This window comes from Mycobacterium sp. SMC-11 (assembly GCF_046250095.1).
Lineage (GTDB): Bacteria > Actinomycetota > Actinomycetes > Mycobacteriales > Mycobacteriaceae > Mycobacterium > Mycobacterium heraklionense_A.
Genome location: NZ_CP176430.1, coordinates 1,392,720 through 1,419,188, shown reverse-complemented (window position 1 = coordinate 1,419,188; position 26,469 = coordinate 1,392,720). Strand labels below are relative to the sequence as shown.

General features: G+C 64.1%; 22 protein-coding genes and 3 rRNA genes. 5 read left to right on the top strand and 20 right to left on the bottom strand.

The features are described from left to right. Positions 1 to 58 precede the first annotated feature (58 nt). Entirely contained in the window at positions 59 to 1,240 is a 1,182-nt protein-coding gene (locus tag ACKY0X_RS06740; RefSeq protein ID WP_409428812.1) for an acetyl-CoA C-acetyltransferase, read from the bottom strand. 81 nt (positions 1,241 to 1,321) lie between these two features. On the opposite strand from ACKY0X_RS06740, the gene mce reads away from it, so the two are divergent. Further along, entirely contained in the window at positions 1,322 to 1,813 is a 492-nt protein-coding gene (mce, locus tag ACKY0X_RS06735) for a methylmalonyl-CoA epimerase (protein WP_409428811.1), read from the top strand. Positions 1,814 to 1,817: 4 nt separating this feature from the next. On the opposite strand, the gene ACKY0X_RS06730 is transcribed toward mce, so the two are convergent. The 3 genes from ACKY0X_RS06730 to nucS are packed head-to-tail and all read right to left on the bottom strand — an operon-like array spanning position 1,818 to position 3,933. Next, positions 1,818 to 2,114, bottom strand: coding sequence for a hypothetical protein (locus ACKY0X_RS06730; protein WP_409428810.1), 297 nt, complete (start codon positions 2,112 to 2,114; stop codon positions 1,818 to 1,820). Between the two features lie 7 nt (positions 2,115 to 2,121). Beyond that, the gene (locus tag ACKY0X_RS06725; protein WP_409428809.1) at positions 2,122 to 3,216 is read right to left on the bottom strand and encodes an NADH:flavin oxidoreductase; all 1,095 of its coding nucleotides are present in this window, start codon (positions 3,214 to 3,216) and stop codon (positions 2,122 to 2,124) included. Positions 3,217 to 3,261: 45 nt separating this feature from the next. Then, entirely contained in the window at positions 3,262 to 3,933 is a 672-nt protein-coding gene (nucS, locus tag ACKY0X_RS06720) for an endonuclease NucS (RefSeq protein ID WP_409428808.1), read from the bottom strand. A 47-nt stretch (positions 3,934 to 3,980) separates the two neighbouring features. Here nucS and ACKY0X_RS06715 point away from each other — a divergent pair, with 47 nt between their 5' ends. Further along, on the top strand, positions 3,981 to 5,585 hold the full coding sequence (locus ACKY0X_RS06715) for an adenylate/guanylate cyclase domain-containing protein (protein ID WP_409428807.1): 1,605 nt from the start codon (positions 3,981 to 3,983) through the stop codon (positions 5,583 to 5,585). A gap of 6 nt (positions 5,586 to 5,591) precedes the next feature. Here the strand turns inward: ACKY0X_RS06715 and glsA are convergent, their stop codons facing one another. Continuing rightward, a complete protein-coding gene (gene glsA / locus ACKY0X_RS06710) occupies positions 5,592 to 6,869 on the bottom strand; it encodes a glutaminase A (protein WP_409428806.1) in 1,278 nt (425 codons plus the stop codon). Positions 6,870 to 6,963: 94 nt separating this feature from the next. Here glsA and ACKY0X_RS06705 point away from each other — a divergent pair, with 94 nt between their 5' ends. After that, positions 6,964 to 8,469, top strand: coding sequence for an AlkA N-terminal domain-containing protein (locus ACKY0X_RS06705; protein ID WP_409428805.1), 1,506 nt, complete (start codon positions 6,964 to 6,966; stop codon positions 8,467 to 8,469). Then, positions 8,466 to 8,957, top strand: a complete 492-nt coding sequence (locus ACKY0X_RS06700; protein WP_409428804.1) for a methylated-DNA--[protein]-cysteine S-methyltransferase — start codon at positions 8,466 to 8,468, stop codon at positions 8,955 to 8,957. Before ACKY0X_RS06705 ends, ACKY0X_RS06700 begins: the two co-directional genes overlap by 4 nt. A 57-nt stretch (positions 8,958 to 9,014) precedes the next feature. Here ACKY0X_RS06700 and ACKY0X_RS06695 read toward each other — a convergent pair whose 3' ends face one another. From ACKY0X_RS06695 to murA, 5 genes are all read right to left on the bottom strand, one after another. Further along, a complete protein-coding gene (locus ACKY0X_RS06695; protein WP_409428803.1) occupies positions 9,015 to 10,118 on the bottom strand; it encodes a PE-PPE domain-containing protein in 1,104 nt (367 codons plus the stop codon). A gap of 365 nt (positions 10,119 to 10,483) precedes the next feature. After that, a 5S ribosomal RNA gene (rrf, locus tag ACKY0X_RS06690) occupies positions 10,484 to 10,596 on the bottom strand. Between the two features lie 143 nt (positions 10,597 to 10,739). Beyond that, positions 10,740 to 13,860 (bottom strand): 23S ribosomal RNA (locus ACKY0X_RS06685). Positions 13,861 to 14,218: 358 nt separating this feature from the next. Next, positions 14,219 to 15,753 (bottom strand): 16S ribosomal RNA (locus tag ACKY0X_RS06680). Together the 16S, 23S and 5S rRNA genes form the textbook arrangement of a ribosomal RNA operon. Before the next feature lie 370 nt (positions 15,754 to 16,123). Continuing rightward, complete coding sequence (gene murA, locus ACKY0X_RS06675) at positions 16,124 to 17,377, bottom strand: UDP-N-acetylglucosamine 1-carboxyvinyltransferase (protein WP_409428802.1); 1,254 nt, start codon at positions 17,375 to 17,377, stop codon at positions 16,124 to 16,126. Between the two features lie 100 nt (positions 17,378 to 17,477). Here murA and ACKY0X_RS06670 point away from each other — a divergent pair, with 100 nt between their 5' ends. Then, positions 17,478 to 18,068 (top strand): cob(I)yrinic acid a,c-diamide adenosyltransferase, encoded by a 591-nt coding sequence (locus ACKY0X_RS06670; protein ID WP_409428801.1) that lies wholly within the window; start codon positions 17,478 to 17,480, stop codon positions 18,066 to 18,068. A gap of 33 nt (positions 18,069 to 18,101) precedes the next feature. On the opposite strand, the gene ACKY0X_RS06665 is transcribed toward ACKY0X_RS06670, so the two are convergent. The 10 genes from ACKY0X_RS06665 to ACKY0X_RS06620 all read right to left on the bottom strand — a co-directional run bounded on the left by ACKY0X_RS06665 (position 18,102) and on the right by ACKY0X_RS06620 (position 26,467). Beyond that, on the bottom strand, positions 18,102 to 18,545 hold the full coding sequence (locus ACKY0X_RS06665) for a DUF2550 domain-containing protein (protein ID WP_409428800.1): 444 nt from the start codon (positions 18,543 to 18,545) through the stop codon (positions 18,102 to 18,104). A gap of 15 nt (positions 18,546 to 18,560) precedes the next feature. Next, on the bottom strand, positions 18,561 to 18,926 hold the full coding sequence (locus ACKY0X_RS06660) for a F0F1 ATP synthase subunit epsilon (protein ID WP_409428799.1): 366 nt from the start codon (positions 18,924 to 18,926) through the stop codon (positions 18,561 to 18,563). A 34-nt stretch (positions 18,927 to 18,960) separates the two neighbouring features. After that, positions 18,961 to 20,391, bottom strand: a complete 1,431-nt coding sequence (gene atpD / locus ACKY0X_RS06655) for a F0F1 ATP synthase subunit beta (protein WP_046286957.1) — start codon at positions 20,389 to 20,391, stop codon at positions 18,961 to 18,963. 33 nt (positions 20,392 to 20,424) lie between these two features. Then, on the bottom strand, positions 20,425 to 21,348 hold the full coding sequence (locus ACKY0X_RS06650; RefSeq protein ID WP_065039840.1) for a F0F1 ATP synthase subunit gamma: 924 nt from the start codon (positions 21,346 to 21,348) through the stop codon (positions 20,425 to 20,427). Between the two features lie 7 nt (positions 21,349 to 21,355). Then, entirely contained in the window at positions 21,356 to 23,005 is a 1,650-nt protein-coding gene (atpA, locus tag ACKY0X_RS06645) for a F0F1 ATP synthase subunit alpha (protein WP_409428798.1), read from the bottom strand. Positions 23,006 to 23,074: 69 nt separating this feature from the next. Beyond that, positions 23,075 to 24,412 carry a F0F1 ATP synthase subunit B/delta gene (locus ACKY0X_RS06640; RefSeq protein ID WP_409428797.1) on the bottom strand — a complete coding sequence of 446 codons (1,338 nt, stop codon included), beginning with the start codon at positions 24,410 to 24,412 and terminating at the stop codon, positions 23,075 to 23,077. A gap of 8 nt (positions 24,413 to 24,420) precedes the next feature. Next, the gene (locus ACKY0X_RS06635; protein ID WP_046285345.1) at positions 24,421 to 24,942 is read right to left on the bottom strand and encodes a F0F1 ATP synthase subunit B; all 522 of its coding nucleotides are present in this window, start codon (positions 24,940 to 24,942) and stop codon (positions 24,421 to 24,423) included. 8 nt (positions 24,943 to 24,950) lie between these two features. After that, entirely contained in the window at positions 24,951 to 25,211 is a 261-nt protein-coding gene (locus tag ACKY0X_RS06630; protein WP_019735417.1) for a F0F1 ATP synthase subunit C, read from the bottom strand. Positions 25,212 to 25,272: 61 nt separating this feature from the next. Next, complete coding sequence (gene atpB, locus ACKY0X_RS06625) at positions 25,273 to 26,028, bottom strand: F0F1 ATP synthase subunit A (protein WP_064889095.1); 756 nt, start codon at positions 26,026 to 26,028, stop codon at positions 25,273 to 25,275. Then, on the bottom strand, positions 26,021 to 26,467 hold the full coding sequence (locus ACKY0X_RS06620) for a hypothetical protein (RefSeq protein ID WP_046285343.1): 447 nt from the start codon (positions 26,465 to 26,467) through the stop codon (positions 26,021 to 26,023). Before ACKY0X_RS06620 ends, atpB begins: the two co-directional genes overlap by 8 nt. Positions 26,468 to 26,469 lie beyond the last annotated feature (2 nt).

The window sequence follows — 26,469 nt, the reverse complement described above, 5'->3', positions numbered from 1 at the left end:
GGGCGTAGCGACGCGGAAACCAGCCGTGCCAGCAACCTACGCAACCGTAGGCAAGCCGCTAGCCCGCACGCAGGATCAGCGCGTCGCCCTGGCCGCCGGCCCCGCACAGCGCCGCCACCGCATAGCCCGAACCGCGCCGCTTGAGCTCCAGGGCGGCGTGCAGGGTGATCCGCGCACCGGACATCCCGATCGGGTGCCCCACGGCGATCGCGCCGCCGTGCACGTTGACCACGTCGCCGTTCAACCCCAGCTCCCGGGTCGAAGCCAGCGACACCGCGGCAAAGGCCTCGTTGATCTCCACCACGTCGAGTTGGTCGACGGAGATCCCCTCGCGCTCGATCGCCTTCTTGATGGCATTGGCCGGCTGGGACTGCAGGGTCGAATCCGGCCCGGCCACGACGCCGTGGGCACCGATCTCGCACAGCCAGTCCAGACCCAGTTCCTGCGCCTTGGCCTTGCTCATCACGACCACTGCGGCGGCGCCGTCGGAGATCTGCGACGAGGAGCCGGCGGTGATGGTGCCGTCGGAGCGGAACGCCGGCTTGAGCCCCGACAGCGACTCGGCGGTGGTGTTGGCCCGGATGCCCTCGTCCTCGGTGAACTCCAGCGGGTCCCCCTTACGCTGCGGGATCTTCACCGGCACCACCTCGTCGGCGAAAACGCCGTCCTTCCAGGCCGCGGCGGCCCGGCGGTGGGACTCGGCGGCAAACTCGTCCTGCTCAGCGCGGGTGAACTTGTCCTCGTCGTTGCGCTGCTCGGTAAGCGCACCCATCGGCTGGTCGGTGAAGACGTCGTGCAGGCCGTCGTAGGCGAGGTGGTCGCGCACCGTCACGTCGCCGTACTTGTAGCCCGACCGGCTGTCGAGCAGCAGGTGCGGGGCCTTGCTCATCGACTCCTGGCCGCCGGCCACCACCACGTCGAATTCGCCGGCGCGAATCAGCTGGTCAGCCATTGCGATGGCGTTGATTCCCGACAGACACATCTTGTTGATGGTCAGCGTCGGCACGTCCCAGCCGATGCCGGCGCCCACCGCCGCCTGCCGAGCCGGCATCTGGCCGGCCCCCGCGGTCAGCACCTGGCCCATGATCACGTACTGCACCAGCGACGCCGGTACCTGCGCCTTCTCCAGCGCCCCAGCAATCGCCACGGCGCCCAGGTCGCTGCCGGAGAAATCCTTCAGTGAACCCATCAACCGGCCAATCGGGGTCCGAGCCCCAGCAACGATCACCGATGTCGTCATGACTACCTCCCGGGCGGGTCTGAAAGGCCGATCTTTCCGGTCGGCTCAGCACGATGTTTCCGCTCAGGTTACCGTTACGTTATGACCACCGAATCCGTCGCTGACCCCTGTGAGGCACGTCCCGCCCTGGCCTCGGCCTTGGTGACGGCGGTCGACCACGTCGGTGTCGCGGTCCCGGACCTGGAAGTGGCCAAGAAGTGGTACCACGACAAGCTCGGCATGATCGTGCTGCACGAAGAGGTCAACGAGGAGCAGGGCATCGTCGAAGCGATGCTCGCGGTGCGCGGCGCGCCGGTCGGCAGCGCCCAGATTCAGCTGATGGCCCCGATCGACGAATCGTCGACGATCGCGAAGTTCCTGGACAAGCGCGGCCCGGGTCTGCAGCAGCTGGCCTACCGGACCAGCGACATCGACGCGCTTTCCGAGCGGCTGCGCGAGCAGGGCGTCCGGCTGCTCTACGAGGCGCCGCGGCGCGGCACGTCGAACTCGCGAATCAACTTCATCCACCCCAAGGACGCCGGCGGCGTGCTGGTCGAGCTGGTCGAGCCCGCCGCGGACCTGGAAGCGCACTGACCTTCTAAGACCACTTCCTGGTCGGACCACGGTTGTTGCGGTTGGCCCAGCACGGCGTATGCCAATGCCGCCGGTCATCGCCCGCGGCGTCGCCGCACTCGGCGAGCCACACCACCACATGCGGGACACCGCAACGGATTTCGTGATCACAGCCCGGGCACCGGTAGACCTTGACGGCGCGCGAACCGGCAACGGCCTGAACTAGGTACTCGTAGCCGTCGGGACCGGTCTCGAGACGCTGCTGAAGCGGCAGCGGTCGCAAGGATTGTTCTCGGCGCGAAGGGCCGCGGCGGCGGGCCATGCCACGCTCAGGCAAGGGCCGCTAGTGCGGCCGCCGCGTCGTAGCCGCCGAACCCGTCCAGCTCATCGCGACGCAGGCGATTCACCCAGGTCGGGTCGGCCAGCAGCGCGCGCCCGATAGCCACCACGTCGAACTCCCCGCCGTCGAACTGTTGGACCAGCCGGTCGACCGGTGCGGACGCAATCACCTCGCCACGCTTCTCGCTGCGGAACTGCGTTTCCAGTCCGACCGACCCGACGGCGATGACCGGCAGGCCGGTGACCTTCTTAGTCCACCCAGCGAGGCTCAATTCGCTGTCATGGTCGGGAAATCCGGGGGCGTAGTGCCTGCGCGTCGAGGGGTGCAGGGCATCCACGCCGGCGTCGACCAGGGGCGTGAGTAGTTCCTGCAACTGGGTCGGGTCCTCGGCGATGGAGGCCGCGTAGTCGGTACCCTTCCACTGGGAGAAGCGGAAGATGATCGGATAGTCCGGGCCGACTGCGGCGCGCACCGCCGCGACCACCTCTGCAGGAAAACGTGTGCGAGCGGCCAGCGTTCCACCGTAGCCGTCGGTACGGCGATTCGTTCGCTCCCAGAAGAATTCGTCGAGCAGGTAGCCGTGGGCACCATGGATCTCGACCGCGTCGAAGCCGAGGTCTCGTGCGGTGGCGGCACTGGTGGCGTAGAGCTGTGCAACCTCGGCGAGTTCGGCGGTTCGCAGCGCGCGGCCCCGTGGCTCCCCGTGCCCGTCGATGCCAGACGGGCCGACCGGTTCTACCCCGTCGTCATCGCGGCGCTCCACCCCCTGGTGCCACAACTGCGCAGCGATCGTCGCCCCCTCAGCGTGGACGCTGTCGACGACACGAGTCCATCCGGCGAGCACCTCGTCGCCGGCGATCGTCGGCACGCTGGCCGGGAATCCCGCTGCCGGGTCGGGCAACCGCACGCCCTCGGTGATGATCAGCCCCACACCGCCCGCAGCACGCCGCCGGTAGTACTCGGCCACATCACTGCCCGGAATCCCACCCGGCGAAGCCTGGCGGGTCATGGGCGCCATCGCGAACCGATTAGGAACGGTCAGCGAGCGAACCGTCAGGGGCTGGAAGAGGTCATCAAGTGCCATGCGCTCCTCCAACGCACGACCGTGCGCCCCTATTCCGGCCAACGATCAGAACAGCCGGTATTCGTCGCTGGCCATGCCGCGCATCGCGTCATAATCCAAAGTCAGGCAACGGATGCCGCGGTCGGTGGCCAGCGTGCGGGCCTGCGGCTTGATCTGCTGAGCGGCGAAGACCCCGCTGACCGGTGCCAGCAGGCTGTCGCGGTTGAGCAGTTCGAGGTATCGCGTGAGCTGTTCCACTCCGTCGATCTCGCCGCGCCGCTTGATCTCCACCGCGACCGCTCGCCCTTGTTCATCGCGACACAACAGGTCAACCGGGCCGATCGCGGTCATGTACTCGCGGCGCACCAACGAGTAGCCCTCGCCGAGCAGTTCGACGTGCTCGGCGAGCAACGCCTGCAGCTGTGCTTCGACGCCGTCTTTGACCAGCCCGGGATCGACACCCAGCTCGTGGCTGGAGTCATGCTCGATCTCCTCGATGGTGATCCGTAGCTGGTCGCCGGTCTTATTCGCCACCACCCACACCGGTAACTCGCCACCGGCCTCCTCGGTGAAGCGGCACGGCGGACTCATCCAGTTCAGCGGCTTATAGGCACGGTCGTCGGCATGCACGCTGACCGAGCCGTCGGCCTTCAACAGGAGCAGTCGTCGGGCAGAGGGCAGGTGCGCGGTGAGCCGGCCGACATAGTCGACGGTGCACTGGGCGATCACGAGTCGCATCCGATCCACCTTAAAGGCCCGCGCCGAGCAATTATTCTTACGCCACGATGAAGCCGCCAAAGACGACCGCGCAACGCCTGGGTCGCGCGCTGGAGATGCTCACGCGTCAGAGCGGTCGACTGCCCGAGACACCCGAATACGGCTCTTGGCTGTTAGGCCGGGTGTCTGAAAGTCAGTACCTGCGCCGAATCCGTATTCAGTTCATCTTGACCGTCGTCATGGTGGGGACGAACCTGCTCGGCGTCGCCGTGGACGTCTTGCTGGTGGCGGTGGCGTTTCCGGTGCCGAATGTGTTCACCGACGCGCCTCGCTGGCTGACCTTCGGGCTGGTGCCGGCCTATGTGGTGATCGCCATAGTCGCCGGCACGTATGGAATTACCCGACGCACCATCCAGAAACTGCGTTGGGCCATCAAGGAACAGTCGCCGACGCGCGACGACGAGCGCAACGCCTTCCTGACCCCGTGGCGAGTGGCGCAGGTCGTGCTGGCCCTGTGGGGCGTCGCTACGGTGTTGTTCACCGTGCTCTACGGCTTATACGACAAGATCTTCATCCCGATCATCGGCTTCACGATGAGCGTCTGCGGCATTCTGGTGGCCACCGCCTGCTATCTGTTCACCGAATTCGCGTTGCGGCCGGTGGCCGCACAGGCGCTGGCCGCCGGTCCGCCGCCGCGGCGCATCCTGTCGGGCATCATGGGCCGGACCATGATGGTCTGGCTGCTCACCTCGGGCGTCCCCATTCTGGGTATCGGCCTGACCGCCTTGTTCGCGGTGGTGCTGAAGAACTTGACGTTGACCCAGTTCGGCGTCGCCGTGCTGATCGCCTCGGTGACGACGCTGGTTTTCGGGTTCCTGCTCATGTTGATCCTGTCCTGGCTCACCGCAACGCCGGTGCGTGTGGTGCGCGCAGCTCTAAGACGCGTCGAGCAGGGCAACCTACAGGGTGACCTGGTGGTGTTCGACGGAACCGAACTCGGCGAGCTGCAGAGCGGTTTCAACGCGATGGTGCACGGGCTGCGCGAGCGCGAACGTGTACGCGACCTGTTCGGCCGCCACGTCGGGCGTGAGGTGGCCGCCGCCGCGGAACGCGAGCAGATACAACTCGGCGGCGAAGAGCGCCATGTCGCAATCATTTTCGTCGATATCGTCGGCTCGACACAGATCGTGACTGCCAAGCCCGCGACGGAGGTCGTCACCCTGCTGAACCGATTCTTCGCCGTCGTCGTCGACGAGGTCGACCGCCATCAGGGGCTGATCAACAAGTTCGAGGGCGATGCCACGCTGGCGATCTTCGGCGCGCCGAACCATCTCGACCAGCCCGAGGACGAAGCGCTGGCCGCAGCCCGCGGCATCCTGTACCGGCTGGCCGACGAGGTGCCGGAGATCCGGGCGGGAATCGGTGTGGCGGCCGGGCAAGTGGTGGCCGGAAATGTCGGCGCCAAAGAGCGTTTCGAGTACACCGTGATCGGAGAACCGGTCAACGAAGCCGCCCGGCTGTGCGAGTTGGCAAAGACCCATCCGGTGCCACTGTTGACCACGGCCAAGACCATGTACGCCGCCACCATCAGCGAGCAGGCCCATTGGGTGGTGGGTGACTCGATCGTGTTGCGCGGCTACGAAGCACCCACGGTGCTGGCCAGCCCGCTGTAACGCGGTCTACTCCCCCGCCCACGTCTCGGTCACGGCCAGCGCGTCCTCGACAGTGGCGAACACCAGCCCGGCGTAGGCATCTGGGTCGGGCGTTACTGATCCGTTGGGATCGACGAGCAGACCCTGCTTATCCAGCGCCCGCAACTCCTCGGAGAGTCCCGCAAGCAGGCCGCGCGCCGGCTCGCTGATCGTGTGCAGCCGCGAGACATCGAGGATCGCGGTATCGAACTCACCACATTCCCGGGTGGCGGTGCGGGCCACCTGTTCGGCTCCGGCGAACAGCAGATCCCCGTGCACCTCGTAGACCCGAACGCCCGGACGTGGGGTGTACACCCCGCGAATCGCCGCATGCGCTTCACTGCTCACCGTCAGGAAGTGCAGGCCGAGCTGTTGGGAAAGGCTGCGGCACACCAGCATCCCGCGCACACTGTTGCCCTTGGCGTCGATCCGCGGCGAATAGACGCCGATACCGAGCTGCCCAGGCAGCACCGCCACGATGCCACCGGCCACACCACTCTTGGCCGGCATCCCGACCGAACTGACCCACGCCCCTGCGGCGTCATACATGCCGCAGGTCACCATGACCGACAGCGTGCGCCGCACCACCGCGGCATCCGTCACCTGCCGCCCGGTCAAGGGGTTGAGGCCGCCGCGAGCCAGCGTCGCGGCCATCCGGGCCAGGTCGGTGCTGGTGACCTTCAGCGAACATTGGCGGATGTAGAGATCCAGGGCATCGTCGGGGTCGGCACCCAAGGCGCCGAAACTCTCCAGCAGATAAGCGATCCCGCGATTGCGGCTGCCACTCGCTCGCTCGGACTGATACACCGCCTCGTCAAAGTCCAGGCTGCGTCCGGCGCAGGCACTGAAGAAGTCCCGGACAAGATCGAACCGGTCTTCAAGGGTCTTCCCGGGTATCAGGGAGCACGCCACGATCGCACCGGCGTTGATCATCGGGTTCTTCGGCACATTGGTTACCTGATCGACGCTGATCTTGTTGAAGCCCTCACCGGAGGGTTCCACGCCGATCCGCGCGTCGACCTCCGTCTGCCCCAGCTGATCGAGGGCGAGCGCGTAGGTGAACGGCTTGGAGATGGACTGCATGGTGAATTGCACATCGGCGTCACCGGACTCGTAGACATAGCCGTCCGACGACGACAACGCCAGGCCGAACCCCGTCGGATCCACCTCGGCCAATTCCGGGATATAGCTCGCCAGGGCACCATCGCTCACCCCGGTGTGCTCGGCAAGAATCCCGTCCAAGTACCGCTGTACCAGTGCCGCCACGCACCGATGCTAGCCCGCACCGGCGCCGACGGCCCGGCACTGTCGTGTCGCTTTTCCGCTAGTGTCGTCGGTCGGCACGTGTCATCGTTGAAACGTGCATGACGACTTCGACCGCTGCTATCGCGCCGTGAAGTCCAAGGACGCCCGCTTCGACGGCTGGTTCATCACCGCGGTGCTCACGACAGGGATCTACTGCCGGCCCAGTTGCCCGGCGCGCACGCCGCTACCACCGAATGTGGAGTTCTACCCCACCGCCGCGGCGGCGCAGCGAGCCGGCTTCCGCGCCTGCAAGCGTTGCCGCCCAGACGCCGCGCCAGGCTCTCCGGAATGGAACATCCGCGGCGACATCGTGGGACGGGCCATGCGCCTGATCGCCGACGGCACGGTCGATCGGGAGGGCGTGAGCGGGCTCGCCGGCCACCTCGGCTACTCGGCCCGCCAGTTGCAGCGGTTGCTGCAGGCCGAGGTCGGCGCCGGCCCGCTGGCACTGGCCCGCGCCCAGCGCACGCAGACCGCCCGCATCCTGATCGAGACCACCGATCTGCCCTTGGGCGATGTCGCCTTCGCCGCCGGCTTCGCCAGTATTCGGCAGTTCAATGACACTGTCCGCGCCGTGTGCGCCACGACGCCGACGGTGTTGCGCAGCAACGCTGCGGCACGCTCACGAGCTCCCTCCGTCAGCGATGCCCCCGGTTCTGGAGCCCTGTCGCTGCGCCTGCCGGTGCGCACCCCGTTCGCATTCGAGGGCGTGTTCGGGCACCTGGCGGCGTGCGCAGTGCCCGGTTGCGAGGAAGTGCGTGACGGCGCCTATCGGCGCACCCTGCGTCTGCCACACGGCAACGGCATCGTCAGCCTGCGCCCGACCCCCGACCATGTCCGATGCCGACTCGTGCTCGACGACTTCCGCGATCTCACCGCCGCGATCACCCGATGCCGACGGCTGCTGGACCTCGACGCTGACCCGGAAGCCGTCGTCGAAGCGCTGGCGGCCGACCCCGATCTGGCTCCCCTGGTGACCAAGGCGCCGGGGCAACGCATTCCCCGGACCGTCGACGAAGCCGAGCTCGCGGTCCGGGCGGTACTCGGCCAGCAGGTCTCGACCAAAGCGGCACGCACCCATACATATCGGCTGGTGGTTGCCCACGGTCAACAACTCGATGATCCCGACGGCGGGCTCACCCATGTCTTTCCGTCGGTGGAACGCCTCGCCGACATCGATCCCGAGCAACTCGCCCTTCCCCAAACCCGCCGGCGAACACTGCTCACCCTGATCTCCCGCCTGGCTGATGGCACTCTGGGGCTGAGCGCGGGCTGCGACTGGGAACAGGCCCGCCACGATCTCCTGGCGTTGCCGGGCATCGGAGCCTGGACGGCCGAGGTGATCGCCATGCGCGGGTTGGGCGACCCCGACGCGTTTCCCGTCACCGACCTCGGGGTGCAGGTCGCTGCCCGCCGGTACGGCCTGCCCGATACCCCACAGACCCTGATCCAGCACAGTGCTCGCTGGCGGCCCTGGCGCTCCTATGCCACGCAGCATCTTTGGGCCAGCCTCGATCATGCCGTGAACGACTGGCCCCCGGCCTCGAAGGAGATTGCATGACCACGCAACGCATCATCGACAGCCCCATCGGGCCACTCACTCTGGCCGGCACTGACGGCAAGCTCAGTCACCTGTTAATGCTGGATCATTCCCACGCCCCCAGCCGCACGGGCTGGATACGCGACGACTCCGCGTTTCCGGATGTGGTGGAGCAACTCGCGGCATACTTCGCCGGCGACCTCACCGAGTTCGACCTGACCTATGAGATGGCCGGCACCGACTTCCAACGCCGGGTATGGGCCGCCCTGCTGACCATCCCGTACGGACAGACCCGATCCTACGGTCAGCTGGCCAGCCAAATCGGGTCGCCCACGGCCTCCCGTGCCGTCGGGTTGGCCAACGGCCGCAACCCGATCTCGATCATCGTCCCGTGCCACCGCGTCATCGGCAGCAACGGCAGCCTGACCGGTTACGGGGGCGGTATCGACCGCAAGCGGGCACTGCTGGGCCTCGAACAACAGCACAGCCACGCCACCCTGTTCGACTGATCGTCAGTTCGAAACAGACTGGCGTGGCGGCGCTTCCAGCCCGCGACTGACCTCCTGTCAGCCCAGCAGCTCGACCGGATCGGGCATCGGATACAGGGTGGTGTCGGTGAACGCCGCCAAGAAGTTGGACAGCCCGATCAGCGCCTCCTCCAGCGACGGATGCGGCGAGTCGAGGTAGCCAGCGAGGTACCCCTCATTGACGATCCCGGCCAACGACGGGTGCTCCTGAAGGGAGTAGAGCACGTAGGTCTCAGGGTCGAACCAGCTGGAAATGGAGTTGCTGATCCCGTCGAACGCTGCCTTGCCCAGCGCGGTCACGAGTTCGCCGAAGTCAATGTTGGGCGGCAAGAGCCCACCGCCGGCAGGCCACTCGTCGACGTCGCCCGGCGGCCAGCCGTGGTCGATACTGCCGTACCCGAGGTTCACCAGGATCCGGGTGACGGGCTCCAACAGCTCGTAGAGCGGCATTCCAATGATCGGAAGCAACTGCAGCGGTGCCAGCAGCGGCAGCAGTTCGGACGGGATCATGTGGAACGTGGTCAGCGAATCCGGGTCCGCGACCGGCAGTTCGATGGCGTTCGCGACCTGCTCCGGGGTCGCACTCAGATACACCGAGTGCCCGTAGATGAAGCCGAGCGCGGAGTTGAGCTGCGACAGCGGATTATCGTAAATAGGTTTGACCCCGACAGGGTCGTACTCGTAGTTGTAAACGTCGGTGTGGTAAGCGTCGAGATCGACTCGAGCAGCGGCCATGGAACCGATCGTCACGAACCGGACAAGGTCATTGGACACGTCGTTCTCGACCAACCAATTCACCAGGTTGCCCGCGATCCCCCCACTCTGGGAGTAACCGAACACCACGATCGGGTTCTCGGCAGTCACTGTGCCGGCGTTGAGCCGCTCAGCGATCGAGTTTTCCAGTTCCTGGAGGCCAACCGCGCTCGACGTCGAACTCACGTTCTCCGGTCCCCACTGCGATACCAGGTTGCCGGTGAATCCGTGCGGCGCCAAGAAGAGCGTGTTGACCGCGTCGAGATAGGCCTGTGGTGGCTGGGGAATGCCCGTACCACCCATGATGAGCGCATCTCCGCCCCCGAGCGACGTCCCGTTGCCGGTCAGGGAGAACGCGGGCGCCGATGCCTGGGCTACCGGCGAGACCACCGGCGCGCCGACGAAGAAGCCGGCAGCAGCGAGACTTGCAACAACGGGAAGGCAAATATGAGTGCGCACCGGAATACCCCTGTTAGTTAGCTGAGTTAATACTTAACGGTAGGTCGTCCAGTCGCAGCGCGCAATACCTACGGGCCTGTCCCCCTCCAGACGAAGCAGTCCCGAGCCCGGAACCGGCCACGCCGCCAGCCCGTGCGATCCCGGGTTGTGGCGCGTCGCCGATTGAGCCGCTGCACCCGGAAACGTGCCGACGCCCGCGCTGCCGGCGTGCAATGTTCTACGGGCAGGACCATGACTATTAGTCCGGAAAATGGAAACGCCCCCCGACTGAGTCGGGGGGCGTTTCACTATGTTGTGTTCGGCGGTGTCCTACTTTTCCACCCGTGTGGGCAGTATCATCGGCGCTGACAGGCTTAGCTTCCGGGTTCGGGATGGGACCGGGCGTTTCCCTGTCGCTATTTCCGCCGTAACTCTATTTTCTTTTCCTGTGTGGTGAACGACCCCCTGGTGTGGGGGTGGTTCACTCGTGTCACCAAGTTTGTGTTTGGTGGTGGGGTGTGGGTCTTTAAGTATTTTGTGGTGTGGTTGCGGGCAACACGTTTGTTTCTTTGTGTTGGTAAGTTTTCGGCCGGTTAGTGCCAGTTCCCTGCACACCTTGCGGTGCTTCCAGGTCTGGTCTATCAATCCCGTAGTCTGCGGGGGGCCTTATCCCTCTAAAAGGGTGAGAATCCTGGTCTTGGAGTAGGTTTCCCGCTTAGATGCTTTCAGCGGTTATCCTGTCCGAACGTAGCCATCCAGCCGTGCTCCTGGTGGAACAACTGGTATACCAGAGGTTCGTCCGTCCCGGTCCTCTCGTACTAGGGACAGGTTTCCTCAAGATTCTGACGCGCGCGGCGGATAGAGACCGAACTGTCTCACGACGTTCTAAACCCAGCTCGCGTGCCGCTTTAATGGGCGAACAGCCCAACCCTTGGGACCTGCTCCAGCCCCAGGATGCGACGAGCCGACATCGAGGTGCCAAACCATCCCGTCGATATGGACTCTTGGGGAAGATCAGCCTGTTATCCCCGGGGTACCTTTTATCCGTTGAGCGACACCCCTTCCACTCGGGGGTGCCGGATCACTAGTCCCGACTTTCGTCCCTGTTTGACGTGTCAGTCTTACAGTCAAGCTCCCTTGTGCACTTACACTCAACACCTGATTGCCGTCCAGGTTGAGGGAACCTTTGGGCGCCTCCGTTACATTTTAGGAGGCAACCGCCCCAGTTAAACTACCCACCAGGCACTGTCCCTGAACCAGCTTCATGGTTCGAAGTTAGAGGTCCAATACGATCAGAGTGGTATTTCAACAACGACTCCACCCACACTGGCGTGCGAGTTTCACAGTCTCCCACCTATCCTACACAAACCGCATCGAACATCAATACCAAGCTATAGTGAAGGTCCCGGGGTCTTTTCGTCCTGCCGCGCGTAACGAGCATCTTTACTCGTAATGCAATTTCGCCGAGTCTATGGTTGAGACAGTTGAGAAGTCGTTACGCCATTCGTGCAGGTCGGAACTTACCCGACAAGGAATTTCGCTACCTTAGGATGGTTATAGTTACCACCGCCGTTTACTGGGGCTTAAATTCTCAGCTTCACCCCGAAGGGTTAACCGGTCCTCTTAACCTTCCAGCACCGGGCAGGCGTCAGTCCGTATACATCGTCTTGCGACTTCGCACGGACCTGTGTTTTTAGTAAACAGTCGCTTCTCACTGGTTTCTGCGACCCCCTCCCGCTGCCGGCCGCGAAGGCCATGACGGTATGAGGGTCCCCCTTCTCCCGAAGTTACGGGGGTATTTTGCCGAGTTCCTTAACCATAGTTAACTCGTACGCCTTGGTATTCTCTACCTGACCACCTGTGTTGGTTTGGGGTACGGGCCGTGTGTGAGCTCGCTAGAGGCTTTTCTCGGCAGCATAGGATCACCGAATTCGCCGCAAACGGCTATGCATCACCTCTCGGACTTTATGCCAGACGGATTTGCCTATCTGACGTCCTACGGGCTTGCCCCAGTATTACCACTGACTGGTACGGCTACCTTCCTGCGTCACCCCATCGCTTGACTACTACCAGCGAAGGTCCCACGCAGCCAGCAGTCGTCGCTCCCCGAAAGGATTGATCGACCACCTTTTGGGTGGTTAGTACCACTGATTCATCATGGGCGCCCACACACGGGTACGGGAATATCAACCCGTTGTCCATCGACTACGCCTGTCGGCCTCGCCTTAGGTCCCGACTCACCCTGGGAGGACTGGCCTGGCCCAGGAACCCTTGGTCTTTCGGCGGGCAAGGTTCTCACTTGCCTCATCGCTACTCATGCCTGCATTCTCACTCCCACACCCTCCACCACTAGATCACTCTGTGGCTTCACCGGATGCAGGACGCTCCCCTACCCAATACTTACGTATTGCCGCGGCTTCGGCGGTGTGCTTGAGCCCCGCTACATTATCGGCGCACAATCACTTGACCAGTGAGCTATTACGCACTCTTTCAAGGGTGGCTGCTTCTAAGCCAACCTCCTGGTTGTCTAAGCGACTGCACATCCTTTTCCACTTAGCACACGCTTTGGGGCCTTAGCCGGCGATCTGGGCTGTTTCCCTCTCGACGCACGGAGCTTATCCCCCGCCGTCTCACTGCCACGCTTACACTCACCGGCATTCGGAGTTTGGCTGACGTCAGTAACCTAGTAGGGCCCATCGGCCATCCAGTAGCTCTACCTCCAGTGAGAAACACGCAACGCTGCACCTAAATGCATTTCGGGGAGAACCAGCTATCACGGAGTTTGATTGGCCTTTCACCCCTACCCACAACTCATCCCCTCAGTCTTCAACCTAAGTGGGTTCGGGCCTCCACGCGGTCTTACCCGCGCTTCACCCTGGCCATGGGTAGATCACTCCGCTTCGGGTCCACAACACGCCACTACACACACCCCAACGGATGCGATACGCCCTATTCAGACTCGCTTTCGCTGCGGCTACCCCACACGGGTTAACCTCGCGACGTGCCGGTGACTCGCAGGCTCATTCTTCAAAAGGCACGCCATCACCCCACCACAAGGGAGGGCTCTGACGGATTGTAGGCACATGGTTTCAGGTACTATTTCACTCCCCTCCCGGGGTACTTTTCACCATTCCCTCACGGTACTAATCCGCTATCGGTCATCGAGTAGTATTCAGGCTTACCGGGTGGTCCCGGCAGATTCACAGCAGATTCCACGGGCCCGCTGCTACTCGGGAAATCATCACAAGACAGGTATCGGGTTTTCACGTACCGGGCTCTCACCGTCTACGGCAGGCCATCCCAAGCCACTTCCGCTAACCACAACACTTTCTCACTGTCCTCCGGCCAGGTAGAACCGGACATGACACTCCCACAACCCCGCACACACAACCCCTACCCGGTATCACATGCATACGGTTTAGCCATCCTCCGCTTTCGCTCGCCACTACTCACGGAATCACATTTTGTTTTCTCTTCCTACGGGTACTGAGATGTTTCACTTCCCCGCGTTACCTCCCCACTGGCTATACATTCACCAGTTGGTGACACGACATCACTCGTGCCGGGTTTCCCCATTCGGACATCCTCGGATCCACGCTCGGTTGGCAGCTCCCCGAGGCATATCGCAGCCTCCTACGTCCTTCATCGGCTCTCGATGCCAAGGCATCCACCATGCGCCCTTAAACACTTACAAATCACAAAAACCAAGAAACAAAAATTGCAAAAACAAACAAGACACAAGCCTTGCTTGCTAGATGCTCGCAACCACTATCCACAAAACAAACACCACACCCCACCACCAAGATGGAGCGACAACACACCCACCCCACACAAGGGGCGAAAACAGGCCTGTTGCCTCAGGACCCAACAGTGTGCCCAACCCAAAGGCCGGCCGACACCACCCCAAGAGGAAGCGCCGGTTGATGATCAAAGCTGTTGTTGTTTCAAAACAATCTGCACCACCGAGCACCCACTACAGGCCCCGGCGAAAAATATCCCAACCATCGGATCCCACACTCTTGCGGGGACGGGGGAAAAATGGTGCTCCTTAGAAAGGAGGTGATCCAGCCGCACCTTCCGGTACGGCTACCTTGTTACGACTTCGTCCCAATCGCCGATCCCACCTTCGACGGCTCCCTCCACAAGGGTTAGGCCACCGGCTTCGGGTGTTACCGACTTTCATGACGTGACGGGCGGTGTGTACAAGGCCCGGGAACGTATTCACCGCAGCGTTGCTGATCTGCGATTACTAGCGACTCCGACTTCATGGGGTCGAGTTGCAGACCCCAATCCGAACTGAGACCGGCTTTAAAGGATTCGCTAACCCTCACGGGATCGCAGCCCTTTGTACCGGCCATTGTAGCATGTGTGAAGCCCTGGACATAAGGGGCATGATGACTTGACGTCATCCCCACCTTCCTCCGAGTTGACCCCGGCAGTCTCTCACGAGTCCCCACCATAACGTGCTGGCAACATGAGACAAGGGTTGCGCTCGTTGCGGGACTTAACCCAACATCTCACGACACGAGCTGACGACAGCCATGCACCACCTGCACACAGGCCACAAGGGAACCGATATCTCTACCGGCGTCCTGTGCATGTCAAACCCAGGTAAGGTTCTTCGCGTTGCATCGAATTAATCCACATGCTCCGCCGCTTGTGCGGGCCCCCGTCAATTCCTTTGAGTTTTAGCCTTGCGGCCGTACTCCCCAGGCGGGGTACTTAATGCGTTAGCTACGGCACGGATCCCTAAAGGAAGGAAACCCACACCTAGTACCCACCGTTTACGGCGTGGACTACCAGGGTATCTAATCCTGTTCGCTCCCCACGCTTTCGCTCCTCAGCGTCAGTTACTGCCCAGAGACCCGCCTTCGCCACCGGTGTTCCTCCTGATATCTGCGCATTCCACCGCTACACCAGGAATTCCAGTCTCCCCTACAGTACTCCAGTCTGCCCGTATCGCCCGCACGCCCACAGTTAAGCTGTGAGTTTTCACGGACAACGTGACAAACCACCTACGAGCTCTTTACGCCCAGTAATTCCGGACAACGCTCGCACCCTACGTATTACCGCGGCTGCTGGCACGTAGTTGGCCGGTGCTTCTTCTGTACCTACCGTCACCCCAAGAAAAATCCTGGAGCTTCGCCGATACTGAAAGAGGTTTACAACCCGAAGGCCGTCATCCCCCACGCGGCGTCGCTGCATCAGGCTTGCGCCCATTGTGCAATATTCCCCACTGCTGCCTCCCGTAGGAGTCTGGGCCGTATCTCAGTCCCAGTGTGGCCGGACACCCTCTCAGGCCGGCTACCCGTCGTCGCCTTGGTAGGCCATTACCCCACCAACAAGCTGATAGGCCGCGGGCCCATCCCACACCGCAAAAGCTTTCCACCACACACCATGAAGCGCGTGGTCCTATTCGGTATTAGACCCAGTTTCCCAGGCTTATCCCAAAGTGCAGGGCAGATCACCCACGTGTTACTCACCCGTTCGCCACTCGAGTACCCCCGAAAGGGCCTTTCCGTTCGACTTGCATGTGTTAAGCACGCCGCCAGCGTTCGTCCTGAGCCAGGATCAAACTCTCCAAACAAAAACCATTTGGAAACAATCCCAAAACATCAGTCAAAAACTGACATCAAAAAACGCCACACCCCCAACACGGGGCGCCGAAGGCATGGCAAAAACAACAACAAACAAAAACCACCAAACACACTATTGAGTTCTCAAACAACACGCCGCCCGGCTTCAGGCAACCCCGCTACTATACTCTTGAGTTGAAGCTAAGTCAACTCCGAGTTTTTCGGGGCTTCCAGAAGGAGTTCCGGTCTTACTACCTGGCTTCAGGCAACCCCGCCACTGTACTCGGTTTTCGGAGTTGAGTCAACTCCGAGTTTTTCGGGGTTTCCGGAAGGACTTCCAGACTGTCGGTAGTTCCGCGGTCCGCGTCCCTCCGGCTCGACCTATATTACACGTTCTATCTCAGCGCCCAAATCGCCTAGATATTCCACGAACAACGGGTACCCGCGATCGATGTGGTAGACGTCGTGGACCTCGGTCTCACCGTCTGCGACCAGGCCCGCAAGCACCAAACCGGCTCCAGCACGGATGTCGGACGCCCACACGGGCGCACTCGAGAGCTGCGGCAGCCCACGCACCACCGCATGGTGGCCATCGGTACGCGCATCGGCCCCGAGACGGATCATCTCCTCGACGAACCGGAACCTGGCCTCGAACACGTTCTCGGTGATCATCGACGTGCCATCGGCAATCGCCGCCAGGCCGATCGCCATCGGCTGCAGGTCGGTGGGGAATCCCGGAAACGGCAAGGTCGCGACGTTGACGGCCTTGGGCCGCTCGTATTGCACCACCCGGAAGCCGTTATCGGACTGGGTGACGGTCGCCCCCGCATCGTGCAGCTTGTGCAGCACAAGCTGCAGGTGGGCCGGGTCCACCCCGGTGACCGAGATGTCACCGCGCGTCATCACCGCGGCAATCGCCCAGGTCGCTGCCACGATCCGGTCGCCGATCACTTCGTGTTCGGTGGGATGCAGTCGCGGTACCCCGGTGATCTTCAGCGTTGGAGAGCCGGCACCTTCGATCTGCGCGCCCATCTGGTTGAGCATCATGCAGAGATCAGCGACATCGGGCTCACGCGCCGCGTTATGGATGGTCGTGACGCCTTCGGCCAGGACCGCCGCCATCAAAATGTTCTCGGTGGCGCCGACCGACGGGAACTCCAGCTGGATCTCGGCGCCGCGCAGCTTCTCGGCGTGTGCAACGACACAACCGTGCTCGATATTGCAGGTGGCGCCCAGCTGCCGCAGGCCGGCCTGATGCATGTCCAGGGGGCGCGAGCCGATCGCGTCGCCGCCCGGCAGTGCGACTTTCGCCTTCAGACACCGCCCCACCAGGGGGCCCAGCACACAGACCGAAGCCCGGAACTGACGCACCGCGGCGAAGTCCGCGTCGTACTTGGGTTCGTCGGGCGAGGTGATGCGCACCGTGGTGCCGTCGAGTTCGACATTGGCGCCCAGGCCGCGCAGCACCTCCGCCATCAGCGGCACGTCCAGAATGTCCGGGCAGTTGGTGATGGTGCTGGTGCCCTCCGCCAACAAGGCCGCCGCCATCAGCTTCAGGACGCTGTTCTTAGCGCCACCGACGGCGACTTCACCGGACAATCGGTTACCTCCGGTAACCACGAAACGCTCACCCACTTGCGTAAGTGTAGTGACGAGCCGAGCCCCATCCCGACCAATCCGGGCTCCGGCCGAAGCGGGGATTGCACCGGTACCCTCTCCCGGTACGGTTTGGGCTATGGCAGTGCACATCACTCGCGTTTACACCCGTACCGGCGACGACGGTACGACCGGCCTGAGCGATTTCTCTCGCGTGCCCAAGACCGATCCGCGACTGGTGGCCTACGCCGATGTCGAGGAGGCCAACGCCGCGATCGGGGTCGCGATTGCCCTCGGCCAACCCGCCGAAGCGGTGAGCGGCACGTTGCTGCACATCCAGAACGACCTCTTCGACGCGGGTGCGGATCTGGCCACGCCGGTCGCCGAGAATCCGAAGTACCCGCCGCTGCGGATCACCGCCGACTACGTCGACCGGGTCGAGGCCTGGTGTGACGAATACAACGAACAGCTGCCCCCGCTCAACTCGTTCATCCTGCCGGGTGGCTCACCGCTCTCGGCGCTGCTGCACGTGGCTCGAACCGCGGTGCGCCGGGCCGAGCGCTCGGCCTGGGCCGCACTCGATGCGTACCCGGACGGGGTGTCGGTGCTGCCGGCGAAGTATCTGAATCGGTTGTCGGACTTGATGTTTGTGTTGTGCCGAGTGGCCAACGCCGATGGTGACGTGCTCTGGAAGCCCGGCGGCGATCGGACCGATCGTCCCGAAAAGTAGTCCGCGCCAACGGCTCCAACGACCTAGGCTTGTTCAGTAGCTCTGACGCCGGGCCCGCGGCGACGGGCGCGCCTCCAGCCAGGACAGGAAGGCGGTCCGCGCGCCGCGGTCCAGCGCAATCTCGAAGCCGGCCCGACGGTCCTGGCTGACATCGCAGAGTTCGAGCACCACGATCTCGTCGGTCATGATGTCGAATTCGTCGCCGCGGGGCCCCCGGCGGGCCACCACATCCACGCCACGCCGGCTGAGCCGACGATCCGGCCACAACCGCACGCTGGAAAGACGGTAGAAAGCCGCTTCGCCACCCCGATAGCGGACCACGCCATGACGCCAGCCATGGCCGCCTACCGCAGGAAGGTCGCGCATGATCGCGGCCGTACCGCCTTGACGCAGCTTCCACAGCCGATAGCTGAGCGCAATAACGGCGCCCAGTAAAACGCCGACGAGCACGACCATGCAGATCATGGGCGTGCTCATCGGTTCTCGAGCCTCTTAGTCGATTAGACCCAGGGCGCGCAGCCTGGCCCGTCCCCGTGCAGCCATCTTGGGGTCGCTGGACTGGGCCTCGTGCCGTGCGGATGCCTCGTCGATCTCCGAGGTGAAGTCGACGGCCTCAGCCAGGATGCTGACACCCTCTTCGGTCACCGACAGGAACCCGCCGTGCACGGCGAGCCGCAGCTCGTCCTCTTCGACCCGATCCACCCGCACCATGGCGTCGTCGACGAGCTCGGCAACCACCGGGATGTGTCCCGGCAGGATGCCGATCTCACCGACGGTGGTCCGGGTGAAGATGAACGCGGCCTTGCCCGACCACACCTTGCGATCGACCGCGACGATGTCGACGTCAAGCTCTGCCATTACCCACCACCTTTCGCCACCAGTAGATTCCGGGTCACAGCTTGGCGCCCAGGCTCTCGGCCTTCTTGGCCAGGTCGTCGAGACCACCGATCAGGAAGAAGGCCTGCTCGGGCAGGTGGTCGAAGTCACCCTTGGTCAAGCGGTCGAAGGCCTCGATGGTCTCCTTCAGCGGCACCGTCGAACCCGGCTGGCCGGTGAACTGCTCGGCGGCCATCATGTTCTGGCTCAGGAACCGCTCGATACGCCGTGCCCGGCCGACCAGCTGCTTGTCCTCTTCGGAAAGCTCGTCGATACCGAGGATGGCGATGATGTCCTGCAGGTCCTTGTAACGCTGCAGGACCCGGATGACCTCCTGGGCGACCCGGTAGTGGTCCTCGCCGACGATGGCCGGGTCCAGGATGGTCGAGCTGGAGGCCAGCGGGTCCACCGCCGGGAAGATGCCCTTGGAGAACACCGCACGGCTCAGCTCGGTGGTCGCGTCCAAGTGCGCGAACGTGGTCGCCGGCGCCGGGTCGGTGTAGTCGTCGGCGGGCACGTACACGGCCTGCATCGAGGTGATGGACCGACCCCGGGTCGAGGTGATCCGCTCCTGCAGCTCACCCATCTCGTCGGCCAGCGTGGGCTGGTAACCCACGGCCGAAGGCATGCGGCCCAGCAGGGTCGAGACCTCGGAGCCGGCCTGGGTGAACCGGAAGATGTTGTCGATGAACAGCAGCACGTCCTGGCCCGCCTCGTCGCGGAACCACTCGGCCATGGTCAGGGCCGACAGCGCCACGCGCATACGAGTGCCCGGCGGCTCGTCCATCTGGCCGAACACCAACGCGGTGTCCTTGAGCACGTTGGCGTCCTCGAGCTCGACCCACAGGTCGTTGCCCTCACGGGTGCGCTCGCCGACTCCGGCGAACACCGAGGTGCCACCGAAGTTGCGGGCGATACGGTTGATCATTTCCTGGATAAGCACGGTCTTGCCCACGCCGGCACCACCGAACAGGGCGATCTTGCCGCCACGCACGTACGGGGTGAGCAGGTCGACGACCTTCAGACCGGTCTCGAGCATCTCGGTGCGCGGTTCCAGCTCGTTGAAGGCCGGGGGCTTCCGGTGGATGCCCCAGTGCTCGAAGTCCTCGCCGTAGCCGGGCTTGTCGAGGCAGTGACCGAGGGCGTTGAACACGTGGCCCTTGACCTCGTGACCGACCGGCACCGAGATCGCGGCACCGGTGTCGGTGACCTCGGTGCCACGCACCAGGCCGTCGGTGGGCTGCATCGAAATGGTGCGGACCAGGTTGTCACCCAAGTGCTGGGCGACCTCGAGGGTCAGCGTCTTGGCCAGCTCGGAGAAGGAGATCTCCGCGTGCAGAGCGTTGAACAGCTCGGGCACCGCGCCCCGGGGGAACTCGACGTCGACGACGGGGCCGGTTACGCGCACCACGCGGCCGGCGGTTGTCTTGTCAGCGGTAACAGTCATTATCTTCTTCGCTTCCTAGTACTTACCGGGGGCTTACCGAGAGGCGTCGGCGAGGGCATTCGCACCGCCAACGATTTCGCTGATTTCCTGGGTGATCTGAGCCTGGCGCTCGCGGTTGGCCTCAAGGGTCAACGCTTTGATCAAGTCGTCGGCGTTGTCGGTCGCCGACTTCATCGCGCGCTGGCGCGAAGCCAGCTCCGAGGCCGCCGAGTCGAGCAGCGCGGCATACACACGGGTGGTCAGGTACCGCGGCAACAACGAGTCGAACAACGTCGTGGCATCCGGCTCGAAGGAGTACAGGGTCTTCGGACCGGTCTCCTCGCCCACGTACTCCACCAGCATCGGAGCGATCCGACGCGCCTCGGCGGACTGCGACAGCATCGAGCGGAAGTCGGTCGACACGATGTGCAGCTCGTCGACGCCCAGGACCCCGTCGGTACCCGGGTGGTCGCCGTCGTCGTCGACGCCGGCCAGGAAGGCCTCGACCAGAGTCGAAGCGATCGTGGCGGCGTTCTCGTACGTCGGCTGCTCGGAGAATCCGGTCCAGGAGTCGGTGACCGCCCAGTTCCGGAACGAGTAGTACGCAAGCGCCTTGCGGCCGACGACGTAGAGCACCGGGTCCTTGCCCTCCGAGCGCAACAGAGAGAACAGCTCCTCTGCCCGGCGGAAGACGTTGGCGTTGTAGCCGCCACACAGACCACGGTCGGACGACACCACCAAGACACCCGCCCGCTTGGGCTCGCTGCGCTCGACCAGCAACGGGTGGTCCAGGGCCGCCTCGGCGGCCAGGGTGGTGAGCAACCGGGTGATCTCGTCGGCGTACGGCCGTGCCGTTTCCAGCCGAGTCTGTGCCCGGCCGATACGCGAGGTGGCGATCAGCTCCTGAGCCTTGGTGATCTTCTTGATCGACCCGGCTGAGCGGATTCGCCCGCGTAGTTCGCGAAGTGTGGCTGCCATAGCGGCGTTACTTCTTCTTCGCCGGCGCGGCCTTGTGGACCTGCACCGCTTCCTTGCCGAGCTTGTCCGCGTCGAGCGCTTCGACGTGCTCGTCGGGGACCACCGAGCTGCCGTCCGAGGCGGCGAAGCCCTTCTTGAACTGGTTGATCACCCCGACCAGCTTCTCGCTGGCCTCGTCGGAGAGCTTCTTGGACTCACGGATCCCGGTCAGGAGGTCGTTCTCCGAGGCCCGGATGTGGTCCAGCAGCTCCGATTCGAAGCGGCCCACGTCCTCGACCGGCACCGAGTCCAGGTGGCCTTCGGTACCCAGGAAGATCGAGACCACCTGCTCCTCGACGGGCAGCGGTGCGTACTGAGGCTGCTTGAGCAGCTCCACCAGGCGTGCACCACGCTCCAGCTGAGCCTTCGAGGTGGCGTCCAGGTCGGAGGCGAAAGCGGCGAAGGCCTCCAGCTCGCGGTACTGCGACAGGTCCAGACGCAGCGAGCCGGCCACCTCCTTCATCGCCTTGATCTGCGCGGCGCCACCAACACGGGACACCGACACACCGACGTTGATGGCCGGGCGAACACCCTGGTTGAACAGGTCGCTCTCCAGGAAGCACTGGCCGTCGGTGATCGAGATGACGTTGGTGGGGATGTAGGCCGAGATGTCGTTGGCCTTGGTCTCGATGATCGGCAGACCGGTCAGCGAACCGCCGCCCAGCTCGTCCGAGAGCTTCGCGCAACGCTCCAGCAGACGGGAGTGCAGGTAGAACACGTCGCCCGGGTATGCCTCGCGGCCCGGCGGGCGGCGCAGCAGCAGCGAGATGGCGCGGTAGGCCTCGGCCTGCTTGGTCAGGTCGTCGAACACGATCAGCACGTGCTTGCCCGAGTACATCCAGTGCTGGGCGATCGCCGAGCCGGTGTAGGGGGCCAGCCACTTGAAGCCGGCGGAGTCCGAAGCGGGCGCGGCGACGATCGTGGTGTAGTCCATGGCGCCGCCCTCTTCCAGCGCGCGACGCACGCTGGCGATGGTGGTGCCCTTCTGACCGATGGCGACGTAGACACAGCGAACCTGCTGGTTCGGGTCGCCGGTCTCCCAGTTCTTGCGCTGGTTGAGGATGGTGTCCACACAGAGCGCGGTCTTGCCGGTCTTGCGGTCGCCGATGATGAGCTGACGTTGGCCACGGCCGATCGGGGTCATGGCGTCGACGGCCTTGATACCGGTCTGCAGCGGCTCGCTGACGCTCTGACGCTGAACCACCGAGGGGGCCTGCATCTCCAGCGGACGACGGGTCTCGGCTTCGATCTCGCCGCGAGCGTCGATCGGCTGTCCCAGCGGGTTGACGACGCGACCGAGGAAGCCGTCGCCGACCGGCACCGAGAGCACCTCACCGGTGCGCTTAACCTGCTGGCCCTCTTCGATGTTCTCGAAGTTGCCCAGGATGACCGCACCGACGTTGTGCTCGTCGAGGTTCAGGGCCACGCCCAGTACCCCGCCGGGGAACTCGAGGAGTTCCTGGGTCATCACCGAAGGAAGGCCCTCGACGTGCGCGATGCCGTCGCCGGCGTCGATGACGGTGCCGACCTCCTCGCGCGCGGTGTCGGCGCTGAAGGAGGTCACGTACTCCTCGATCGCCCCCTGAATGTCGTCAGAGGAGATTGTCAACTCTGCCATGGCTTTTCGTCTTCCTGCCTTCGAATGGGTATTGGGCTCTGAGACCGGGTGGGTCCGGGTGGGTCTTGATCAGTCGGGCAATTGCGTCTTGGCTGCGGCGAGACGCGACGACAGCGTGCCGTCGATCACCTCGTCACCGACCGAGATCGTCAGCCCGCCCAGCAGTGCCGGGTCGACGCCGACCTGCACGCGGACCGGGTGGCTGTAGATCCGGCTCAACACGGTGTTCAGCCGAGTGCGCTGAGTGGCGCTGAGCTCGGCGGCCGCACCGACGTGTGCCACCAGCTCGCCGCGACGTGCCACTGCGATCTGAGCAAGCTCGGTGATCGCCTGATGTGCGGACTGGCCACGCAGCAGCCGTACGGTCTGCTCGAGTAGCGCCACCGCGATCGGGTTGGCACCGCTGCCACTGCCGATGACGTTGCGCAGCAACCCGACCCGACCGGCGGCCGGGGTCGCGGTGTCACCGAGCAGGATGTCCAGACGGGGCTGGGCGTCCAACACGCGGGAGAACCGGAACAGCTGGTCCTCCACCTCGTCGACGGTGCCCGCACTCTCGGCCGACAGCAGCAGTGCCTGCCGGGCTACGTGCTCGACGGCGGTGACCAGGTCCGCGCCGTTGGACCAGCGGGCCGACGCAGCGTCGGTCACCAGTGTCAGGGCGGCGGCACCGATCTTGTCGGCGAAGAGGCGCTGAACCAGACGCACCTTTGGTGCGGCGTCGTCAGTCGGCACGGTCAGGTGCCGCGTGATCACGTTCTCGCGCTCGAGCAGTTCGGCGACGGCAGTCAGGTCACCGGCCAGCGCGGCCAAGCCCTGCTGGTCCAGGCCACCGGCCACCTCGCTGAACTTGTCCAGCAGGCCGGCCAGCGCCTGACGGCTGGCCGAACGCATCCGGACCAAGATCGGCGATTCGACCTCGACGGACTTCGGCGCCATGGCGTCGAGCTCGTCGAGGAAACGGTCCACAGTGGCGGACTGCCGCTGCGGGTCGGCGACGTGCGCACGAACCAGTTCACCCGCCCGCTGCACAGCCTCGGCACCCAAGCCTGACCGCAGCTCACGGATGAGTTGCGCCCGCATGAGACCGACCTGCTGTCCGCCGGTGGTCTTCACGCGCTCGGCTTCGACACCGGCCTGGCTACGCAGTTGCTCGGCGATCCGCTCGGCGTCCGAGCGGGCCTCCGCGGTGACCTGCTGTGCTTCGGCCGCGGCGTTGGCCAGCGCCGTGGAGTGCGCCTGACCGGCTTCGGTCAGACGAGCGGCGGCCGCCGCCGCCTCCTCCAGCTGCTTGCGCACCGACTCCTGCTGGTCGGCCATCAGCTTGCGCACCGGTGGCACGACGAACTTGACCAGCAGCCACACGATGACGGCAAAGCCGACCAGCTGCCCGATGAAAATCGACATCTCTGTTGCTACCGCCCCGTACTCGCCGCGGAAAGTGCCTCGGCGTCAACGCCAAGGATCCGGCTGGCCAAGGTGGCAGACAATGTCTCCACCCGGGCCTGCAGCTGCTCACTCACCGCATCGCCTTCTTGCTTGAGCTTGTCGGTGGCGGCCTGCAATGTCGAGGCCACCTCCGCCTCGGCCGCCGACCGCTGCTCGTCGATCACCTTGCGCCCCTCGGCACGAGCTTCGTCCCGTGCCGTGCTGGCCTCAAGGCGCGCCGCCGCCATCTGCTTCTCGTAGTCGGCATCGGCGGCCGCGAACTGCTCGGCGGACTCCCGATTGTCGGCGAGCGTCTTGGTGACCATGTTCTCGCGCTCCCGCAGCACCTTCATGATCGGCGGCACCACGAAGGTACTGATCACGCCGAGCACGATCAGGAAGATCGCGAGCACGACGAAGAAGGTGCCGTCGGGAATGAGGAAGCTCTTCTTCGGGCCTTCCTCAGCCGCCTCGCTCAAGGCGAGGACAGCAACGCTCATGTCACCCATCTTGTGCGTTACTGCTGTGCGGCGATCGGGGTGGCGAAGACGAACAACGCCATGAAGGCCAGGTTGATGAAGTAGGCCGCCTCGACCAGACCAACCGTGATGAAGAACGGGGTGAACAGGCGACCCTGAGCTTCGGGCTGACGGGCGATACCGGCGATCAGCGCGTTACCGGCGATACCGTCACCGATACCGGCGCCGATGGCACCGCCGCCCATGATGAGACCGCCGCCGATGAGGGCACCAAGTCCGATCAGATTGGGATCTGCCATTTCATTCCTCCTTGCTAGCTGGTAGTGCTCTACCAGGTCTGATGTGGTCGTGCAGGTGGTTCTAGTGGTGGTCTTCTTCGAGCTCCATGGCCTGGCTGAAGTACAGGATGGTCAGCAGCGCGAAGATGAACGCCTGGATCAGGCCGACGAACAGGTCGAAGGTCTTCCAGATCGCGTTCGGCGCGACCATGAAGACCGGCCCGAGCAACGCGATCAGGCTGACCAGGATGCCGCCGGCGAAGATGTTGCCGAACAGACGCAGAGACAGCGAGACCGGCTTGGCCACTTCTTCGACCAGGTTGATCGGCGCCAGGATCGCGACGTGGCCCTTGAGGACCCGCAGCGGGTGGCCGATGAAGCCGCGGCGCCAGAAGCCGGCCAGGTGGTAGCCGCAGAACACCAGCAGGGCCAGCGCCAGCACGAAGTTGATGTCGGCGGCGGCGGAGGAAATCAACTCATGGACGCCGTGCTCGTCGGCGTACTGCACGGGCAGCACCGACAGCCAGTTACAGACCAGGATGAAGACGAAGATCGTCACCGCCAGCGGCAGCACGAACGGGGCGATCTTCATCCCGATGGCGCCCTCGATCTGGTTGCGCATCTGAATGGTGATCGCCTCGAAGAACAACTGCACCCCGCCGGGGACCCCGGTCGAGGTGACCTTGGCGCGCAGGAAGAGCGCCAGGGCGATCACGATCACCGCTGCGATCGCGGTGGAGGTGATGGTGTCGATGTTGACCTCACCGACCAGCGGCCATACCGCGGTCTCGTGGTGGCCGACCTCGATGGCTCCCTCAGCCAGGATCGACTCAGTCATTTTCCGTCCCTTCAGCGCCCGACTCTGACGCTTGCGCGCGGAGCTTTTTTACCACTGGCAGCATGGTGGTCAGCACCAGCACTACCTCGAACAAGGCCAGTCCGAACAGCGCACCGAGGCCCTCTGGACGGAACTGGTAAGCGATTGCCAGGCCGATCGCGCTGATGACCAGCAGACGAGACGCCGAGTTCAGCGCCATCTTCTTCTTCAGCGGATGGTCGGAGGCGGTGATCTTCAGCGCGGACCGGCGAATCAGCAGCGCATTGCCCAGGCCGAGCGCCAGGCCCAGCCCGAAGAACACACCGAAGAGCGGTCGGCCGAATTGAGCGGCGGCAGCAATGGCGGCAGCGGTCAGAGCAACACAGATCAGTGACAGCCGAATCGGCTGGAATACCACCGACGGCAACACCAACGGCGCATCCTGCGCTGGTGTCGTCACCG

Bases quoted from the DNA above. Each gene is read 5' to 3' on its own strand.
- ACKY0X_RS06740 (WP_409428812.1), bottom strand. From the start codon at position 1,240: ATGACGACATCGGTGATCGTTGCTGGGGCTCGGACCCCGATTGGCCGG.
- mce (WP_409428811.1), top strand. From the start codon at position 1,322: ATGACCACCGAATCCGTCGCTGACCCCTGTGAGGCACGTCCCGCCCTG.
- ACKY0X_RS06730 (WP_409428810.1), bottom strand. From the start codon at position 2,114: ATGGCCCGCCGCCGCGGCCCTTCGCGCCGAGAACAATCCTTGCGACCG.
- ACKY0X_RS06725 (WP_409428809.1), bottom strand. From the start codon at position 3,216: ATGGCACTTGATGACCTCTTCCAGCCCCTGACGGTTCGCTCGCTGACC.
- nucS (WP_409428808.1), bottom strand. From the start codon at position 3,933: ATGCGACTCGTGATCGCCCAGTGCACCGTCGACTATGTCGGCCGGCTC.
- ACKY0X_RS06715 (WP_409428807.1), top strand. From the start codon at position 3,981: ATGAAGCCGCCAAAGACGACCGCGCAACGCCTGGGTCGCGCGCTGGAG.
- ACKY0X_RS06700 (WP_409428804.1), top strand. From the start codon at position 8,466: ATGACCACGCAACGCATCATCGACAGCCCCATCGGGCCACTCACTCTG.
- ACKY0X_RS06670 (WP_409428801.1), top strand. From the start codon at position 17,478: ATGGCAGTGCACATCACTCGCGTTTACACCCGTACCGGCGACGACGGT.
- ACKY0X_RS06665 (WP_409428800.1), bottom strand. From the start codon at position 18,545: ATGAGCACGCCCATGATCTGCATGGTCGTGCTCGTCGGCGTTTTACTG.
- ACKY0X_RS06660 (WP_409428799.1), bottom strand. From the start codon at position 18,926: ATGGCAGAGCTTGACGTCGACATCGTCGCGGTCGATCGCAAGGTGTGG.
- atpD (WP_046286957.1), bottom strand. From the start codon at position 20,391: ATGACTGTTACCGCTGACAAGACAACCGCCGGCCGCGTGGTGCGCGTA.
- ACKY0X_RS06650 (WP_065039840.1), bottom strand. From the start codon at position 21,348: ATGGCAGCCACACTTCGCGAACTACGCGGGCGAATCCGCTCAGCCGGG.
- atpA (WP_409428798.1), bottom strand. From the start codon at position 23,005: ATGGCAGAGTTGACAATCTCCTCTGACGACATTCAGGGGGCGATCGAG.
- ACKY0X_RS06640 (WP_409428797.1), bottom strand. From the start codon at position 24,412: ATGTCGATTTTCATCGGGCAGCTGGTCGGCTTTGCCGTCATCGTGTGG.
- ACKY0X_RS06635 (WP_046285345.1), bottom strand. From the start codon at position 24,942: ATGGGTGACATGAGCGTTGCTGTCCTCGCCTTGAGCGAGGCGGCTGAG.
- ACKY0X_RS06630 (WP_019735417.1), bottom strand. From the start codon at position 25,211: ATGGCAGATCCCAATCTGATCGGACTTGGTGCCCTCATCGGCGGCGGT.
- atpB (WP_064889095.1), bottom strand. From the start codon at position 26,028: ATGACTGAGTCGATCCTGGCTGAGGGAGCCATCGAGGTCGGCCACCAC.